This window comes from Bradyrhizobium sp. 45 (assembly GCF_023073155.1).
In the GTDB taxonomy this organism is placed as follows: Bacteria; Pseudomonadota; Alphaproteobacteria; order Rhizobiales; family Xanthobacteraceae; genus Bradyrhizobium; species Bradyrhizobium canariense_D.
Map to the genome: position 1 here is coordinate 65,434 of NZ_JADPIX010000049.1, position 17,588 is coordinate 83,021.

Here is a 17,588-nt window from a genome sequence, read left to right on the forward strand (position 1 = left end):
TGCTCAGGCCGCAAGCTGCGGGCGCACTGCCTCGATGCCCGCGATCCAGCCGGCGACGGAGCGCCCGATCGCCTCGGGGTGATCCTCCTGGAGGAAATGCAGGCCGGCGCCGAGACGAACCAGCGCGCAGTGCTTCAGGGAGGCTGCAAACCGTTCGGCAAATTCCGGTGAGACCAGAGCTCCGGGCTCGCCGGTGAACAGGAGCTTTGGATAGAACGACGCGGCCAGCGCTGCATGCGCGGACTGCAGAGCCTGATAAACGTCAGCGGGCTCGCCTGCGATCGGCAGTTCGCGCGGAAGTGCAAGAACGGGCCGGCGGCTCTCTGGTGTTGGAAACGGCGCGCGATAGGGCGCCATCTCGTCATCGCTGAGCTTGCGGACCATGCCGCCGGGTAGCACGCGCTCGACGAAGGCATTCGCCTCGAGGATCATCGCCTCGCCCTCGCCCGGCGTCCTGAATTTACGGAAGGCCGCCCGCGCCGCCTCGGCATGCTCCTGCTCTGCGGCAACCTCGGTGTCGTGGAAGTCCTGCCAGGTCGGCATCGGACGAATGAATTCCATGAAGGCAAGGCCGCGCACGAAATCCGGCCGGCGCGCCGCAAGATGAAATGCGAGCGCCGTGCCCCAATCCTGCGCGACCAGATAGGCCGACGTAATGCCGCGCTGTTCGATGAAGGCATCGAGATAGCGGACGTGGTCGAAGAAGCGATAGGCGATGTTGGGCTTGCCGGACTGACCGAAGCCGATGTTGTCGGGCGCGAGGCAATGCGCGACCGGTGACACCAGGGGCATGATGTTGCGCCAGATGTGCGAGGACGTCGGATTGCCGTGCAGGAAGAGCGCGACCGGCGCGTTCTGCGCGCCTGCCTCACGATAGGCCATGCCGCTTCCGAGGACGGACGCTTTGCGAAGCTTGATGTCGATCTGCTTGGTCATGTCAGCTCCTTGAACACGGTTTGGAATGCGATGCTCTTGAAACGTTCGAGCGCTTTGGGATTGCGGTCGACCTTCATGCGCAGGATCGCGCCCTGCCAGGACGCGAGCAGGAAGTCTGCGAGCTCCTCGGGCTCGAAATCGGATGCGATCTCGCCGCTGGTTTGGGCATCCCTGATGCAGGCGGCGAACGGCATGCGCCATTCAGCAAAGATGGCCGCAAGGCGCGCGCGCAGCATCTCGCTGCTGCCGGTCGCCTCCAGACTGAGATCGCCGATCAGACAGCCGCGGCCGTAGCCGTCCGCTTCGAGCCGGCCAATGATGATGTCCAGGTAGCGCTTCAGCCGAGCCCGCGGGGTCAGCGAGGTGTCGTCGAGCGCCTCGGCGACCAGCCCCCTTGTGATCTCGAAGTAGCGGTCGAGCACCTCGGAGGCGAACGCTTCCTTGGAGCGGAAATGATTGGTGAAGGACCCCTGCGGCGCGCCCGCAGCAGTGGTGACGTCGCGCACGCTGGTGCCGTGATAGCCGGTCCGAAACATGACCTTCAGGCCGGCGTCGAGAATGGCGTCTTTGAGCGAGGGCTTGGGCATGGCGTTATAATACGTACGTACGTATTATTGTCAAGCGCGCTTTGTCGCCCTGGAAATCTGATGGCAGCGCAAGTTGATGAGCGCGATAGCGGGCGCGCGTTTGCCTCTCAGCTCAGCCGCTCAGGCCGGTGGCATGCTGCGCGCGACCACACGGTCGCGCAGCCAGGCGCCGATGCCGCCGCCGACGAGGTAGCAGGCGAACATGACCAGGCCGAGGTCGAGCCAGTAGCCGAAGCGACCGGGGACCACATGCGCGAACGAGGCCGCGACCAGGCCGGCAACAAGCACGGCGAGCCAGCGCGCGGTCACCTTCGAGGTGCCGTTGCCGCGTTGGACCACCGAGATCCAGCCCATGCAGAAGCCGAGCAGCAGCGAGCCGATCAGCCAGCCCAGATGGAACGAGACGAGATAGGGCATCGTCACCTCACCAGAAATTCGATGCGGCGGTTCTGCGCCTTGGCGTCTTTGCTGTCATTGCCGGCGACGGGCTGCGTGCTGCCGTAGCCGACCGCGGTGAACCGGTTGCCAGGCAAGCCGGCCTTGACCAGGTAGTCGATCACCGCCTTCGCGCGCTTCTCCGACAGTGCCTGGTTGAAGGAATCCTCGCCGTCGGCATCGGTATGCCCGGCGACCTCGATATTGGTGGTGGGACATCGCAATGCCGTCTCGATCAGATGATCAAGAATGCCGGCGGAATCCGGATCGATCTCGGCGCGCTTCGCCCCGAAGCGAATCTTGGCCTTGGCCAAGAGCTCGGAGAACAATTGCTGGCACACGGTGCCGTCGACCGGCCCGGCCGCGGGTTTCACCGTGATTTCCGGCTTGTACTGCCAGTTTTTCGGAAAATCCTTGCCGAGGCCTGCGCGGATGTCGTTGGCGGCACCTTCATAGAGCGCATCGCCCGACAGCTTCACCTCGCGGTCGGACACGACGAGCGTGCCGGTCGACAGTCGCGACAGCGCGCCGAGCGCTGCGACCACGGCGGGGCTGAAGGAGCCGGGCGCGCCGACGCTGGCCTTGAGATTGTCGACAACCTTTTCGTTGAAGAATTTCCGCGACGCGCTGGTGGCGATGGCCGCGTGGACATTGTTGTCGGGAACATAGCCGGTCAGCGTCACCGTCGCGGCCACCGGATCCTTGTAAGCCTGGAACACGTAAGGCGGCGCCTTGACATCGTTGGCGGCGATCGAAAAGCCCTCGGGCAGGTTTTTAAGGGCCGCTGCGACCGCTTCGCGGCCGCCGAGATCGCGCGCCATCCCTGACAGAGTGACTTTGGTGTCTGTGATCGTGATCTTGCCGTCCTTGAGCTTGCCGATCTGGTCGAGCAGCAGCATCGCAGCCGCCTCGAACCGCGGCGGTGCGCCGCGGGCCAAACCCATCTGATCGGCCACCTCGGTGCCGCCGACCTCCTTGCGGGCCGCCTCGGTCAGGCGGCCCTTCATCGACGGCAGGGGCGCGGAGCCTGACAGCGTCACCCGCACCACGTCGCGCTCGGCGTTCCAGACGAAGGGCTTTGCCTCGGGCACGAGGCGGGTCCGGTCGTCGACCAGGCGCACGCCGGGGACGGTCTCGACCGCCACAACAGCGTCGCGGCGCCCCTCCTCAGAAAACGCGTCCGCAGCCAGGCTGACGTCGCGGCCATCCACCGCGATCCGGGTCTTGTCCAGAACGGTATCCTTTAGCGCCGCCGAGCTGCGGGCGGAAAGGTCCGCCTCGACCGGCAAAGTGTTATTCCAGGCCGCAAATCCCCACATGACGGCCAAGGGGATCAGCCCCGGCCACCATTTGCTGGCCCACCTGAAAAGCTTGTGCATTCGACGACCCGAACTCTGGAACCGGAGACAAAACAAACCCTTGGCAGGCTGTCAAACCGGAAATGACGCCCTTCCGAAGGCCGGGCCTGGACAATTGGAATAACTTTTTCTTCAAGGGTTCTTCCGTAAGTTGAAAGCGGAATGCCAAAGTCCGCCAGCGGGTCATGAAACAACTCCGTAACAACGTCATCCGCGCCGGGCTGGAAGCACTCTATTTCAGCGGCGCCCACCACCTGTTGCGTCCGCTTTTGTCGGGCGTCGGCGCCATATTCATGCTGCATCACGTGCGGCCGGCCCGCGGCGCGGCGTTCCAGCCGAACCGGCATCTCGAAGTCACCCCCGAATTCCTGCGTGCCACACTGCGCCACCTGCGCGCGCGCGAGATCGACATCGTCAGCATGGACGAGCTGCACGAGCGGCTGGTGCGGCGCCGGTTCGACCGCCGCTTCGCCGCCTTCACGCTCGACGATGGCTATCGCGACAATCTCGATTTTGCGCTGCCGGTTCTGCGCGAATTTGACGCGCCCTTGGCGGTCTATGTCGCCAGCGATTTCGCGGAGGGGACGGGCCGGCTGTGGTGGGAGGCGCTGGAGGCCGTGATCGCCAAGACCGAGCAGATCGAGGTGACGATCGGCAATGCCGCGCTGCGGCTCGATGCGACGACGCCAGCCGCCAAGCAGGTGGCGTTCGATCGCCTGCACGACTGGTTGCGCGCACTGCCCGGCGAGCACGATCTCAAGCGCGAGATCGAGGCGCTCTGCACGAAGTACGGCGTCGACATGGCCGCGCTGTGCCGCAGCCTCTGCCTGTCCTGGGACGAGGTGAAGACATTTGCCGCCGATCCCCTGGTCACGATCGGCGCGCATTCCGTCAGCCATTGCAATCTCGCCAAGCAAAGCGAAGCGATCGCCACGCAGGAGATGGCCGTGAGCCGCGCGCGGATCGAGCAGGCGCTCGGCCGCAACGTTCAACATCTGGCCTATCCCTATGGCGATCGCGAGGCGGCGGGCGAGCGTGAATTCGTGCTCGCTGCATCCGCCGGCTTCAAGACCGCGGTGACGACGCGGCCCGGCATGCTGTTCGCCGAAGACGCCGGCCGCATGACGGCGCTGCCACGGGTCTCGCTCAACGGCAATTACCAGGACACGCGGATTCTGCCGGTGCTGACCTCGGGCGCCGCGACCGCGATGTGGAACGGCTTCCGCAGGATCGCGGCGGCTTAATCTCTCCGTCTTGGCTGCCCGAACTCGGACGTCGCATGGCGAAAGCCAGGACGACGATGCGGCACTTTCCTTGACTCCCCTCCCTACCCCGCTCAAAACGTCGCCAAACACCAAGGGAGGCACCATGTTCAACGATCTGTTCTCGCTCAAAGGCCGCGTCGCGCTGGTGACCGGTGGTTCGCGCGGCATCGGCAAGATGATCGCGGCGGGATTTCTCAGCGCGGGAGCCGCGAAGGTCTACATCACCGCGCGCAAGGCAGGACCTTGCGAGGCCACCGCGAGAGAGCTGTCAGGCCGATATGACGGTGAGTGCATCGCGCTGCCGATCGACATCTCGACCGTCGACGGCTGCGACAGGCTCGCTCGCGAAATCATCAAGCTGGAGCCGAAGCTCAACATCCTCGTCAACAATGCAGGGGCTGCCTGGGGCGCGGAGTTCGACGAATTCCCCGAAAGCGGCTGGGACAAGGTGATGGACCTCAACGTCAAGTCGCTGTTCTTCCTGACCAAGGCGCTGGCCAAGCCGCTGCGCGCGGCGGCTTCGCATGAGCGGCCCGCCAAGGTCATCAACATCGCCTCGGTTGACGGCATTTTCGTCAATCCCGGCGAGACCTACTCCTATGCCGCGAGCAAGGCCGCGGTGATCCATTTGACGCGGCGCATGGCGACGAAACTGATCAAGGACAACGTCAACGTCACCGCGATCGCGCCCGGCGCGTTCAAGTCCGACATGAACCGGGCTGCGCGCGACCATTCGGACGAGGTCGCCAAGCGCATTCCGGCGCGGCGGATCGGAACCGACGAGGACATGGCCGGCGTGGCGATCTATCTCGCCTCGCGCGCGGGTGACTACGTGGTCGGCAACACCATCGCGGTGGATGGCGGCGTGGTGTACGCGAACGCGGGGCTGGAGATCGCGGGGTAGGCGGGGGCGCGTCAGCACGACGCCCTCACCTCACACTCCGGTGTAGTCCCGGCCTTCGCCGGGACGACAGGTGAGTATGTAGCGCGGCCGTCGCGCCTCGCTGGCGGCCCTTACGACTCGATCCTCACATATTCGAAATCGCCGGGCTTGTTGTCGATGCCGACTTTCGGCGGTGAGATCCAGGAGGCGAACTGGCCGGTCTCGGTGACGGGCTGCATCAGCGAGGTGATGAAGTCGCCGTCCGCGGTCGAGGGCAGCCATTCGTCCTTGCGCTTCGCCCAGGTGGCATCGTCGATCAAAATGCCGTCGGGCGTCGCGTGGATGCCCTTGAACTCGCCGATATGGCGGTGGAAGGCGACGTTGGGCAGCTTGAGCTGAAACTGGTAGCCCGCGGTCGAGATCACCTTGTTCCAGCGCAGCATGCCCTTGACGCAATCCTGGCTGTAATCGTCGCGCAGGCGCATGTTGAGCGCGGTCAGCGCCGGCTCGTCGACGAGCTTGATCTCACCGTCGATGAACTTCAGCACCGGATAGGTGGCGTTCTTGAGCTGATGATCGTCGTCGATCTGGGTCTCGTGATAGCGACCCTTGATGCCGGTGTTGAAGGCGTTCGCCGCGTTGGTCGAGACTTCCGAGCCAAACAGATCGAGCGACAGCGTATAGTGCAGGTTCAGCTTCTTCTGAATGGTCGGCAGGTCGATCACGCCGAGCGCGCGGACCTTCGCGATGTCGGTGGGATCGGTGATGCCGGCTTCGCGCATCGCATCGCAGGTGCGCTGCACGACGCGGGTGATGCCGGTCTCGCCGACGAACATGTGGTGCGCTTCTTCCGTCAGCATGAAGCGGCAGGTGCGCGACAGGGGATCGAAGCCGGACTGCGCAAGCGAGTGCAGCTGCATCTTGCCGTCGCGGTCGGTGAAGTAGGTGAACATGAAGAAGGACAGCCAGTCCGGCGTCGCCTCGTTGAAGGCGCCCAGCATGCGCGGCGAGTCGGCGTCGCCCGAGCGGCGGCGCAACAAATCGTCGGCCTCTTCACGTCCGTCGCGACCAAAGTACTTTTGCAGCAGGTACACCATCGCCCAGAGGTGACGGCCTTCCTCGACATTGACCTGGAACAGATTGCGCATGTCGTACAGCGAGGGCGCGGTCTTGCCGAGATGGCGCTGCTGCTCGACGGAGGCGGGCTCGGTGTCGCCCTGGATCACGATCAGACGGCGCAGCATGGCGCGATACTCGCCCGGGACTTCCTGCCAGGCCGGCTCGCCAAAATGCTCGCCGAACGGCACGACGCGGTTCTCTTCCTGGGGAGCAAGGAGAATGCCCCAGCGATACTCGGGCATCCGCACATAGTCGAACTTGGCCCAGCCGCGCGGATCGACCGAATAGGCGGTGCGCAAGTACACCAGCGATTCCTGGAAGCCTTCCGGCCCCATGTCTTTCCACCAGTCCATGTAGCCGGGATGCCAGCCTTCCAGCGCCTTGAGCACCTGGCGGTCTTCGGCCAAATTGACGTTGTTCGGAATCTTGGTCGAGTAGTCGACGTTCATGATGTTCATGGAAGACCTCCCGTGTGGGACTAGTTCATTAAATCGCGGGCATCGAATTGTGGGATCGCGAATAGCGAGGCGAATGACGTCTCTATTCGCTATTCGCCACTCTCCATTCGCGCTCTACACTCGCGTCATATCGAATTTCGGCTTCTGGCCGCTGCCGTAGCGGCGCAGCGCGCCTTCCTCGCCGACCGCGTTGGGGCGCTGGAAGATCCAGTTCTGCCACGCGGTGAGGCGCGAGAAGATCTTCGATTCCATCGTCTCGGGGCCGACGAAGCGCAGGTTGGCTTCCATGCCGGTGAGGCTGTCGGGCGAGAAGCTGGCGCGCTCCTCCAGGAACACGCGGACCTCGTCGTCCCAGTCGATGTCGTCGAGTGCGAAGGTGACGAGACCGAGCTCTTCGGCCTGCTCGGCGTCCAGCGCGGTGCCCGTCGTGGCTTCCGCGCGTTCCACATCGGACGGATCGGCCTGGAAGCGCGACTGAAGCCGCGTCAGGCCATGGCTCATCGGATACGGGCCAAAATTCATCGCTGACAGTTCGATCGACGGCGGCGGGCGGTTGTCGCCCTGGCGCGTGCCGATCAGCATGTAGGAACGGTCGGCGGCGAAGACGAGCTCGGCGAGCGTGCCGGCGAAGCAGGAGCCGGGCTCGACCAGCGTCACCAGCGTGCGCGAGGTGACGTCGATGCGCTTCAAGACACGCTTCCAGTAGTGCCTGATTTCGTTGACCAGCCAGTGCGCCTTGTTGGCTTCGAGGAAGGCGTCGCAGGCGAGCACATGGGCGCGGTCGCCGTGACTCTTGAACACCAGCATCGCGATCTCGAGCTCGTTGATACGCAGATGCAGGATGGCGTCGTCGAGTTCGCGCGCGACCTGGAGCGGCCAGAACGCGACACCCTGCGCCATCATCCCGTCGATATCGGCGGGCGGCGCGGCTTCAGGCGCCTTGATCGAGATCGTGGCGATGCGGGCGGCGCGGTCGACGTCGACGGTGACAAAGCCGTAGCGGATGCTCGTCTCATCGATGATGCGCTTGAGCGGCGTCAGCGCGATGCCCTTGCCGCTGCCCTTGCGCTTCGAGGCCTGGGCGAATTCCCTGGCGCGCTCGGCAACCTTGCCTTCGAGCTTGCTGTTCGGCGCGATCTCGTCGACCAGGCGCCATTGCACGGCGCGCTTGCCCTTCACGCCTTCTTCGATGGTGCAGAAGAAATCGGCGTGATCGCGGCGCACCTTGCGCTTGTCGACCACACGCGTGAGGCCGCCGGTGCCCGGCAGCACCGCCAGCAGCGGCACTTCGGGCAAGGCGACGGCGGACGCGCCGTCATCGGCAAGCATGATGTAGTCGGTGGCGAGCGCGAGCTCATAGCCGCCGCCGGCGGCCGAGCCGTTCACGACGGTGATAAAGCGCTGGCCGGAATTCTCCGACGAGTCTTCCATGCCGTTGCGGGTCTCGTTGGTGAACTTGCAGAAATTGACCTTGTGGGCATGCGTCGAGCCGGCGAGCATGCGGATGTTGGCGCCGGCGCAGAACACGCGGTTCTTGGCCGAGCGCATCACCACGACCTTCACCTCGGGGTGCTCGAAGCGCAGGCGCTGGACCGCGTCGGCAAGCTCGATGTCGACGCCGAGATCGTAGGAATTGAGCTTGAGCAGATAGCCCTCGAACAGGCCGCCATTCTCGTCGACGTCCATGGTCAGGGTGGCGACGTCACCGTCAACCGCGAGCTTCCAGTGCCGGTAGCGGGACGGCTCGGTCTGGAAATCGATGAATGTCGCGCCGCCTGCGAGGCGCCGATCTTCCTCGGCCATGGGCCACCCTTGAGTTCGTCTTGGTTTACCGTTAGATGCACAATAATGCATATTGTTGCGCGCGTCTAGACTTTAACGGCCCATACATGCATTTTGTTGCATGTCCTCTCCTAGGGCCGCTGCTGCAAATTGCTCAATCGCGTGAAGCGTCGCTCCCGGAGCTTCGCGATGCGGAGAATGCGCCGCGCCTGACATGACTTTCAAATCGACCGGGCAATAGCATTCGTGCTGCGCGATCTCGGCCTGACGCAGCGTCCCGTATTGGTCGTCCACGCCTTGAAGGATCAGGACGGGAACGCGGATATAAGCGAGATATTCCGAGATATCCCAGTCGCGGAATTTGGGATCGAGCCAGGCGGCGTTCCAGCCGTAGAAGGCGTTGTCGACGTCCGTGTGCCAGCGCGCGAGCTTTGCCTTCAGGTCGGTGGTCTCAAATGCCGTCTTGATGTCCGCAATCGACTTCACCGAGATGTCCTCGACGATGAAATGCGGCGCGATCAGTACGAGGCCGTTCAGGCGATGATCCTGATGCGCGCCGGCATAGATCGTCGCGATCGACGCGCCGTCGGAATGGCCGAGCAGCAGGCCACGCCTGAAGCCGATCGCGTCGAGGATCTTCGGCAGCACGTCGAGTGCCTCGCGCTGCATGTAGTCGAGCGGCCGCGGCAGCGCGACCTTGCTCGACTGGCCGTAGCCCGCGCGCGAATAGACGAAGATGCCGGCGGAGGTCGCCTCTCGCAGCTTCTCGGGGAAGTCACCCCAGAGCCCGACCGAGCCGAGGCCTTCATGCAGCATGACGATGGTCGGTGCATCGGCGGATTGCGGCGCCAGCCATTTGTATTCGAGGCTGGCGTCGCCGATGCTGAGGAAGCCGGTGGGGGCGAGGTTGGTCATGCTCTGTCGCTCTTCTCTCTCCGTCGTCAAGCCCGGCCATGACGACCTGTTGTCAATTCGCCCCGTCCCGCAGCTTGAACCGCTGGATCTTCCCCGTCGCCGTCTTCGGCAAGGAATCCACCACGTCGATCCAGCGCGGATATTTCCACGGGCCGATCTTCTGCTTGACGTGATCCTTAAGCATCTCCTGCAGGCCCGCCGTCGTCGCGCCGGGGCGCAGCACGACGAAGGCCTTGGGCTTCAGCAGACCTTCCGGATCGGCTTCGGGCACGACGGCAGCTTCCAGCACGGCGGGATGCGTGATCAGCGCGCTCTCGACCTCGAAGGGCGAGACCCAGATGCCAGAGACCTTGAACATGTCGTCGGCGCGGCCGCAGAAGGTATAGCGGCCCTCGGAATCCCTGACATATTTGTCGCCGGTGCGGGTCCACGGCCCCTCGAACGTGCGGCGGCTCTTGTGGCGCTGGTTCCAGTACCCCTCGCCGGCGGAGGGCGCATCGACCAGGAGCTCGCCGACCTCGCCGTCGGCGACATCCTGTCCGGCCTCGTTGACAAGCCGCACCGCATAGCCGGGCACCGGTTTGCCGGAGGAGCCGTATTTGATGTCGCCGGGCGCGTTCGACAGGAAGATGTGCAACAGCTCGGTCGAGCCGACGCCGTCGAGAATATCGACGCCGAAGCGCGCCCTCCAGCTGTTGCCGACGGACTCCGGGAGCGCCTCGCCGGCCGAGGTGCAGATGCGGAGCGACTTGCCGCCGCGCCCGCTCTTCATCGCTTCGTCGTTGAGCATCGCCGCGAACAGGGTCGGCACGCCGTAGAAGATCGAGGGATTGTAGCGGTTCATCAGGTCGAACATGCGTGCGGGCGTCGGCCGTTCGCTGTTGAGCACCACGCTGGCGCCGACCGACATCGGAAAGGTCAACGCATTGCCGAGGCCATATGCGAAGAACAGCTTTGCCGCGGAAAGACAAACGTCGTTCTCGCGAATGCCGAGCACCTGCTTCGCATAAGTGTCCGCGGTCGCCTGCATGTTCGAATGGATGTGCCGCACGCCCTTGGGCATGCCGGTCGAACCTGAGGAATACAGCCAGAATGCCGGTTCGTCGGAATGGGTGGCGGCGGTGGTGAACTGATCGCTCTCGTCCGCAATCTCCTCGGCGAGCTGCTTGTGGCCGTTCTGTTTGGCGCCGGAGACCACGACATGCTCCAGATCCGGCATGCGGCCGACGACGTCCTTGATGACGGGATAGAGCGCTTCCGAGACGAACAGCACGCGCGCGCGGCAATCGGCGAGGATGTAGGCGTATTGATCTGATGTCAGCAGCGTGTTGAGCGGCACCGGCACGATGCCGGCGCGGATCGCGCCCAGAAACACGATCGGGAAGTCGACCGTATCCAGCATGATCATGGCCACGCGCTCTTCGCGGCGGCCCCCGAGCCGGCGCAGCATGTTGGCGGCGCGCCGCGTTTCGCGCTGGAGCTCGCCATAGGTGAGGCGTGAGACGGTGTCGTCGAAGGCGAGCTTGTTGCCGCGTCCCTCCTCGACGTTCCGGTCGAGCAGCCAGGTCACCGCGTTATAGGATCCCTCGCTCACGGACTTCTCCCCTGAATTTAGAATTATAATTCATAGAAAGACACCGCCTCGGCTTGCTGTCAATGCCAGCAGGCACTATGTTTCATTAATACGCGCCGCAGGACCTCTTTAAAAGAAGACATCCGCTCAAGCAGGCCCATGATCCGCAGTCCATGACCGACAGTCCCGACGCCGAATCCCGATTTCTCGAACAGCTCGGCCAGCGCGTGCGCACCATGCGCGCGCTGCGCGGCATGTCGCGCAAGGTGCTCGCTAAGGTATCAGGAATATCGGAGCGCTACATCGCGCAGCTCGAAAGCGGCAAGGGCAACGTCTCCATCGTGCTGCTGCGCCGCGTCTCCGACGCGATGGGCGCGCATCTCGAAGACCTGCTTCCCTCGGCCGATCCGACCCCGGACTGGCAGATGTTTCGCGATCTCCTGCGCAAGGCGACGCCGGCGCAGGTCGCACAAGCAAAAGATCTGCTCGCAGGCGGCAGCGCCTCCGCGCCGCGGCGCGCGCCGTTCTGCGGCATCGCGCTAATCGGCCTGCGCGGCGCCGGCAAATCGACGCTTGGGCGGATGCTGGCGAAGAAGGTCGGCTGGAGCTTTGTCGAGCTCAACAAGGAGATCGAGCAGCAGAACGGGCTGTCGGTCGCCGAGATCATCGCGCTCTACGGCCAGGAAGGCTTTCGCCGCATGGAGCAGGCGGCGCTGCAGCAGCTGCTCGCGCGCAACGAGCTGATGGTGCTGGCGACCGGCGGCGGCATCGTCTCCGAACCTCTGACCTTCGACCAGATCCTGTCGTCGTTCTACACGATCTGGCTGAAGGCCGAGCCCGAGGAGCACATGGCCCGCGTCCGCCGCCAGGGCGATTTGCGCCCGATGGCCGACGACCGCTCCGCGATGGCGGAGCTGCGCAACATCCTCTTGAGCCGCGAGCCGCTATATGCGCGCGCGACGGCGGTGGTCGACACGGCGGGGCTGTCCGTCGATGCCGCCGCGGCGCGCCTGGTTGATGCGGTCCGGCCGGTGCTGCAGAACGAAGCGCGCAGCTTCGGGCTGCGCAGCGTCGCGCTGTAGGTCCGAACTCCCATGACCGAGAGCGACGTCGCAATCGCCATGTTCGAGCGGATCGGCGGCAGCGCCACGATCGATCGACTGGTCGATCGCTTCTACGACCGGATGGATACGCTGCCGGAGGCGAAGATCATCCGCGCGATGCATGCGGACGACCTCGGCCTGATCAGGGATGTGCTGAAGCGCTATCTCACCGAATGGACCGGCGGCCCGAAACTCTATTCGGTCGAGAAGGGCCACCCGCGGCTGCGCCAGCGCCACATCGGCTTTGCCATCGGCGATGCCGAGCGCGACGCGTGGATGCTCTGCATGCGCGGTGCGCTGGAGGAGACGGTTGTGGACGCCGCAGCGCGGCAGGACCTCGACAAGGCGTTGTCCGGCCTCGCCGACTGGATGCGCAACCGCTAGTGATTTTTGCACGGGCGCGTAGCCCGGATGAGCGAAGCGACATCCGGGTCTTCACGATGACTTTCCCGGGTATCGCTTCGCTCACCCGGGCTACAAGAGTTGCGACCGCAACGCCTCCGCGCCCTCACGCAACAGCGGCAAAAATCGCTCGATCAATTCCTGCGCCGGCACGCGATCGACGTGCGCGCCCATGTTAATGGCGGCGACGATCACGCCGTCGTAGCGGCGGACGGGGACCGAGATCGAGCGGAAATGCGGCTCGGCCTCGCGGTCCACCAGCGAATAGCCCTGCGCGCGATCGGCGACGGTGCGCGCGAGCAGCACCTTGGGATCGGTTACCGTCTGCGGCGTCAGCGCTTCGCGCTTCGTCGCCGTCAGGCGCGCAGCAAGCTCGGCATCGTCGAGTTGACCGAGCATGGCGCGGCCGACCGAAGTGCAGAAGGCCGGAAGCCGGTAGCCGATTTCCAATCCGCCCGAGAACATCCGCGCCGGACTGCTGCGCGCGATGAACACGACCTCATCGCCGTCGAGCACCGCGAGCGAGGAGATTTCGTTGGCCGCTGTCGCGACGCGGTCGAGCACCGGTTGCAGGACCGTGACGAGTTGGCTCGACCGCAGATACGACGCGGCGAGTGTCAGCACATGTGGCGTCAGCGAGAACAGCTTCCCGTCGCCACTGACGAAGCCGCCGCGCTGGAGCGTGAACAGCATGCGCCGCGCGGTGGCGCGGGGAAGCTCAGCGGCACGGGCGAGATCGCTCAGCGTCATCGGGCCGGCCGTGATGCCGAAGCATTGCAGCAGGCGCAGCCCGCGATCGAGGCTCTCGACGAAATCCGTCGCGCGTTCGTCGCTCTCGCTTCGCTTCAGCTTGGGCATGGTGTCGGGTCATTCGTGCAAAATAGTGCTTGCTGCCGCGTCAAGGCATGCCATAATTCGCCCATTCGTTCAATAGGCGAACAAACGCCATTCCATAAAGGATGCACTCGCCATGATGAGCCAGGAGCAGAACGACCTGATCACCCGCACCGGTGCGAAGGACCCCTGCGGGAAGCTGATGCGAAGCTACTGGCAGCCGGCGGCGCTGGTGGACGAGCTCGACGGCGATCGACCGATCCGTCCCGTCAGATTGCTCGGCGAAAGCCTGGTGCTGTTCCGCGACGAGACGGGGCGTTACGGCCTGATCGATCGCCACTGTGCGCATCGCGGCGCCGATCTCGCCTTCGGACGGCTCGAGCATGGCGGCCTGCGTTGCGCCTTCCATGGCTGGCTGTTCGACGCCACCGGGCAATGCATCGAGACGCCGGCGGAGCCGAAGGACTCAAAGCTCTGCCAGAACATCCGTCAGCGCTCTTACCCTGTGGTGGAGAAGAGCGGCATCCTCTGGGCTTATCTCGGCGAGGGCGAGCCGCCGGCATTTCCCGAGCTCGACTGCTTCGTCGCGCCCGGCACGCACACCTTCGCGTTCAAAGGCCACATGGCCTGCAACTGGCTCCAGGCGCTCGAAGTCGGCATCGACCCCGCGCACGCCTCCTATCTGCATCGCTTTTTCGAGGACGAGGACACCTCGACGGCCTACGGCAAGCAGTTCCGCGGCACATCGGCAGGCAGCGACTTGCCGATGACGAAGATTTTGCGCGAATACGACCGCCCGATCATCAATGTCGAGCACACCGAATACGGCCTGCGGCTGATCGCGCTGCGCGAGATCGACGAGGAGCGCACCCATGTGCGCGTCACCAACCAGCTCTTTCCGCACGGCTTCGTCATCCCCATGAGCACGGAGATGACGATCACACAGTGGCACGTGCCGGTCGACGACGAGAACTGCTACTGGTACGCGATCTTCACCAGTTATTCGAACCCCGTGGACAAGCAGAAGATGCGCGACCAGCGGCTCGAGCTCTATGAGCTGCCGGATTACAAATCGCGCAAGAACGGGACGAACGATTACGGCTTCGATCCGCACGAGCAGCAGACGGCGACCTATACCGGCATGGGCACCGACATCAACGTCCACGACCAGTGGGCGGTGGAATCGATGGGCGCGATCCAGGACCGCACCCGGGAGCACCTCGGCACGAGCGACAAGGCGATCGTGCAGTACCGGCGCCTGCTGCGGCAGGAGATCGAGAAGGTCGCAGGCGGCGAGAAGCCGATGCTGCATCTCGACGAGGCCACCGCACGTTCGATCCAGGGTCCGGCGACCATGGACGGCATCGGGCCGACCCGAGGCTGGGAGATCTACTGGATGGAAGTCGACGTCAAGCGCCGCCGCAGCGCGCCGTGGACGGCGCCGGTGCCGAAGGAGATCGCGGACAACGTGCATCGCCTGACGGCGGCGGAGTGATAATGCAGTTCGCCGCTAGCGAGGCGAGACGGCGGCTCCACATTCTCCGCTGTCATGCTCCGCGAAAGCGGGGCATCCAGTACGTCGCGGCCTCTCGTGAACACACGGACGTCTCTGGAATACTGGATCGTCCGCCTTCGCGGACGATGACAGTGTGCGCTATACTCTCGCCGAGCAAGAAGGAACTGCCAAAGTGACTTTCGTCGCGCGTCATGCGCTGTGGTCGGATGAGCAGAAGGACGCCGCATTGCGCGTGCGGCGCATCGTCGACGAGAAGAATCTCGAGGTCATCCGCCTCGCCTTCCCGGACCAGCACGGCATTTTGCGCGGCAAGACCATCGTCGCCTCCGAGGCGATCGCCTCGCTGGAGAGCGGCTGCTCCATCACCACCACCATGCTCGCCAAGGACACCTCGCACCGCACGGTGTTTCCGGTGTTCACGTCAGGCGGCGGCTTCGGCATGAAGGAGATGGAGGGCGCGGCCGACGTGCTGATGGTCGCCGATCCCACGACGTTTCGCGTTTTGCCATGGGCGCCAACCACGGGCTGGGTTCTCTGCGACCTCTATTTCAACGACGGCCGTCCCGTGCCGTTCGCGACGCGCGGGCTCTATCGCAAGGTGCTCGACGAGCTCGCAAGTCGCGGCCATGATTTCGTGGCAGGCCTCGAGGTCGAATTCCACATCTTCAAGCTCGACGATCCGCATATGCGCCCGGAGGATGCCGGCCAGCCCGGCACACCGCCTTCGGTGAGCCTGCTCAGCCACGGCTATCAATACCTCACCGAGCAGCGCTTCGACCAGATGGAGCCGGTGCTGGAGATCTTGCGGCGTGACATCGTCGCGCTCGGTCTGCCCTTGCGCTCGGTCGAGGTGGAGTTCGGGCCGAGCCAGTGCGAATTCACCTTCGCCCCGAAGAAAGGCATTGAGCCCGCGGACAACATGGTGCTGTTTCGCTCTGCCGTGAAGCAGATCGCGCACCGCCACGGCTATCACGCCACGTTCATGTGCCGGCCGAAGCTGCCGAACCTGTTCGCGAGCGGCTGGCATCTGCACCAATCGGTGGTCTCGCGCGCGAGCGGCGAGAACCAGTTCATGGCCAAAGACGGCGGCGAGCCGCTCAGCGCGTTCGCCCGCGCCTGGCTTGCGGGCCTGCTCGACCACGCCCGCGCGTCGACCGTGTTCACCACCCCGACCATCAATGGCTACAAGCGCTACCGCTCCTATTCGCTGGCGCCGGACCGCGGGATCTGGGGCCGCGACAATCGCGGCGTGATGATCCGCGTGCTCGGCGACGCCGGCGACGCCGCCACGCGCCTGGAAAACCGCATCGGCGAGCCCGCCGCCAATCCCTATCTCTACATGGCCTCGCAGATCCTCTCCGGCCTCGACGGGGTCGACCGCAAGCTCGATCCCGGCCCGTCGGCCGACACGCCTTACGAAACCAAGGCGCCGCTGTTGCCGAAATCGCTGCGCGACGCGGTCAGCGCGCTGAAGGACGATCCGTTCTTCCGCGAAAAGCTCGGGCCTGAGTTCGTCGATTATTACACCCACATCAAGAATGCCGAGATCGACCGCTTCCTGTCCGAGGTGACCGACTGGGAGCACCGCGAATATTTCGAGGTGTTTTGAGCCAGACACGCCCTCACCTCCCCGTGAGGCGACTTCGTCCGCTCAGTTCCGACGACATTTCACCGCTCCCGACGAAGCCATTTTCCAAGGCCCACGAAAACCGCCGGAAAGACGGGCGATGTAGATTTGCTCCGTGATCAACAAAGGAGTTCGGTCATGTGGGGTCATCTGTTCAGTTTGATCTATCGCCTGTCCTGCCGCGCCACTCTGATTGAGATCGGGGCGGGTCGCTCGTCGCGATAGAGGCCCAGCGGATTTAGGTAAGAGCGATTGACTAGCGAACGGAGGGTGTCATGCGAAAGCTGATCCTGATCGCGGCAATGTCGCTGCTGGCAAGCCAGGCCTATGCCGGCGGACCACGGAGCCTTAGCCTTGCGGCGACAAATGCGAGCCAGCAGACCGCCGAGCCGGGAACGACAGCAGCCACGCCGCCACAAGCTCCGGCGGCAGCACCCACGAATGTCCAGACGGCGACCACGGCCGCAGCTTCAACGTCTCCGGCAGCGACTGCGACGACAACCGCGATCGCTCCGGCCGCAACTCAGTCCAGTGCCGCGCCGATTGCCAGCACAAGAGAAATGACCAAGCCGAAACGTCGCCAGCCATCCACCGAGGCCCGCGTGATTCGCGAACTGCATCGGCACGGGATTTACTGGTGATTGCCAATGTCGTCCTGGCGAAAGCCAGGACCCATTACCCCAGGGAAAAGTTGTCGCACGCGGCTGCTAACCGCCAATCTTCACCAAACTGAATTCGGTGGCTATGGGTCCTGGCTTTCGCCAGGACGATAACGTATGAGCGGCGCCCAGCATC

General features: G+C 64.4%; 15 protein-coding genes and 1 pseudogene. 7 read left to right on the forward strand and 9 right to left on the reverse strand.

What is annotated here, in order from left to right; all coding sequences use genetic code 11:
* Window positions 1–3: 3 nt before the first annotated feature.
* From IVB42_RS06830 to IVB42_RS06845, 4 genes are all read right to left on the reverse strand, one after another.
* The gene (locus IVB42_RS06830; protein WP_018456058.1) at window positions 4–936 is read right to left on the reverse strand and encodes a haloalkane dehalogenase; all 933 of its coding nucleotides are present in this window, start codon (window positions 934–936) and stop codon (window positions 4–6) included.
* Window positions 933–1,523: a TetR/AcrR family transcriptional regulator gene (locus IVB42_RS06835; protein WP_018456057.1), complete on the reverse strand. Its 591-nt coding sequence runs from the start codon at window positions 1,521–1,523 to the stop codon at window positions 933–935. Before IVB42_RS06835 ends, IVB42_RS06830 begins: the two co-directional genes overlap by 4 nt.
* Before the next feature lie 120 nt (window positions 1,524–1,643).
* Window positions 1,644–1,940 carry a membrane protein gene (locus tag IVB42_RS06840; protein WP_018456056.1) on the reverse strand — a complete coding sequence of 99 codons (297 nt, stop codon included), beginning with the start codon at window positions 1,938–1,940 and terminating at the stop codon, window positions 1,644–1,646.
* Between the two features lie 2 nt (window positions 1,941–1,942).
* Window positions 1,943–3,337, reverse strand: a complete 1,395-nt coding sequence (locus IVB42_RS06845; protein WP_247394026.1) for an OmpA family protein — start codon at window positions 3,335–3,337, stop codon at window positions 1,943–1,945.
* A 164-nt stretch (window positions 3,338–3,501) separates the two neighbouring features.
* Here IVB42_RS06845 and IVB42_RS06850 point away from each other — a divergent pair, with 164 nt between their 5' ends.
* Both IVB42_RS06850 and IVB42_RS06855 read left to right on the forward strand, forming a co-directional pair.
* Window positions 3,502–4,560 (forward strand): polysaccharide deacetylase family protein, encoded by a 1,059-nt coding sequence (locus IVB42_RS06850; RefSeq protein WP_018456054.1) that lies wholly within the window; start codon window positions 3,502–3,504, stop codon window positions 4,558–4,560.
* A gap of 124 nt (window positions 4,561–4,684) precedes the next feature.
* On the forward strand, window positions 4,685–5,485 hold the full coding sequence (locus tag IVB42_RS06855; RefSeq protein ID WP_018456053.1) for an SDR family oxidoreductase: 801 nt from the start codon (window positions 4,685–4,687) through the stop codon (window positions 5,483–5,485).
* Between the two features lie 110 nt (window positions 5,486–5,595).
* On the opposite strand, the gene boxB is transcribed toward IVB42_RS06855, so the two are convergent.
* The 4 genes from boxB to IVB42_RS06875 form a co-directional block, all read right to left on the reverse strand.
* Window positions 5,596–7,032, reverse strand: coding sequence for a benzoyl-CoA 2,3-epoxidase subunit BoxB (boxB, locus tag IVB42_RS06860; protein WP_026233075.1), 1,437 nt, complete (start codon window positions 7,030–7,032; stop codon window positions 5,596–5,598).
* A 123-nt stretch (window positions 7,033–7,155) separates the two neighbouring features.
* Window positions 7,156–8,844 carry a 2,3-epoxybenzoyl-CoA dihydrolase gene (boxC, locus tag IVB42_RS06865; RefSeq protein ID WP_247295966.1) on the reverse strand — a complete coding sequence of 563 codons (1,689 nt, stop codon included), beginning with the start codon at window positions 8,842–8,844 and terminating at the stop codon, window positions 7,156–7,158.
* A gap of 72 nt (window positions 8,845–8,916) precedes the next feature.
* Window positions 8,917–9,738: an alpha/beta hydrolase gene (locus IVB42_RS06870; RefSeq protein WP_018456050.1), complete on the reverse strand. Its 822-nt coding sequence runs from the start codon at window positions 9,736–9,738 to the stop codon at window positions 8,917–8,919.
* A 52-nt stretch (window positions 9,739–9,790) separates the two neighbouring features.
* Window positions 9,791–11,332 (reverse strand): benzoate-CoA ligase family protein, encoded by a 1,542-nt coding sequence (locus IVB42_RS06875; protein WP_247394030.1) that lies wholly within the window; start codon window positions 11,330–11,332, stop codon window positions 9,791–9,793.
* A gap of 140 nt (window positions 11,333–11,472) precedes the next feature.
* On the opposite strand from IVB42_RS06875, the pseudogene IVB42_RS06880 reads away from it, so the two are divergent.
* Together IVB42_RS06880 and IVB42_RS06885 are read left to right on the forward strand one after the other, a co-directional pair.
* Window positions 11,473–12,393: pseudogene (locus IVB42_RS06880) on the forward strand (helix-turn-helix transcriptional regulator); the annotation flags it as partial.
* A gap of 12 nt (window positions 12,394–12,405) precedes the next feature.
* Complete coding sequence (locus IVB42_RS06885) at window positions 12,406–12,798, forward strand: group II truncated hemoglobin (RefSeq protein WP_018456047.1); 393 nt, start codon at window positions 12,406–12,408, stop codon at window positions 12,796–12,798.
* A gap of 90 nt (window positions 12,799–12,888) precedes the next feature.
* Here the strand turns inward: IVB42_RS06885 and IVB42_RS06890 are convergent, their stop codons facing one another.
* Entirely contained in the window at window positions 12,889–13,674 is a 786-nt protein-coding gene (locus IVB42_RS06890; RefSeq protein ID WP_018456046.1) for an IclR family transcriptional regulator C-terminal domain-containing protein, read from the reverse strand.
* Between the two features lie 112 nt (window positions 13,675–13,786).
* On the opposite strand from IVB42_RS06890, the gene IVB42_RS06895 reads away from it, so the two are divergent.
* The 3 genes from IVB42_RS06895 to IVB42_RS06905 all read left to right on the forward strand — a co-directional run bounded on the left by IVB42_RS06895 (window position 13,787) and on the right by IVB42_RS06905 (window position 17,434).
* Window positions 13,787–15,145 (forward strand): aromatic ring-hydroxylating dioxygenase subunit alpha, encoded by a 1,359-nt coding sequence (locus IVB42_RS06895; RefSeq protein ID WP_204513152.1) that lies wholly within the window; start codon window positions 13,787–13,789, stop codon window positions 15,143–15,145.
* Between the two features lie 193 nt (window positions 15,146–15,338).
* Window positions 15,339–16,775, forward strand: coding sequence for a glutamine synthetase family protein (locus IVB42_RS06900; protein WP_247398939.1), 1,437 nt, complete (start codon window positions 15,339–15,341; stop codon window positions 16,773–16,775).
* 293 nt (window positions 16,776–17,068) lie between these two features.
* Window positions 17,069–17,434, forward strand: a complete 366-nt coding sequence (locus tag IVB42_RS06905; protein WP_039799580.1) for a hypothetical protein — start codon at window positions 17,069–17,071, stop codon at window positions 17,432–17,434.
* Window positions 17,435–17,588: the final 154 nt, after the last annotated feature.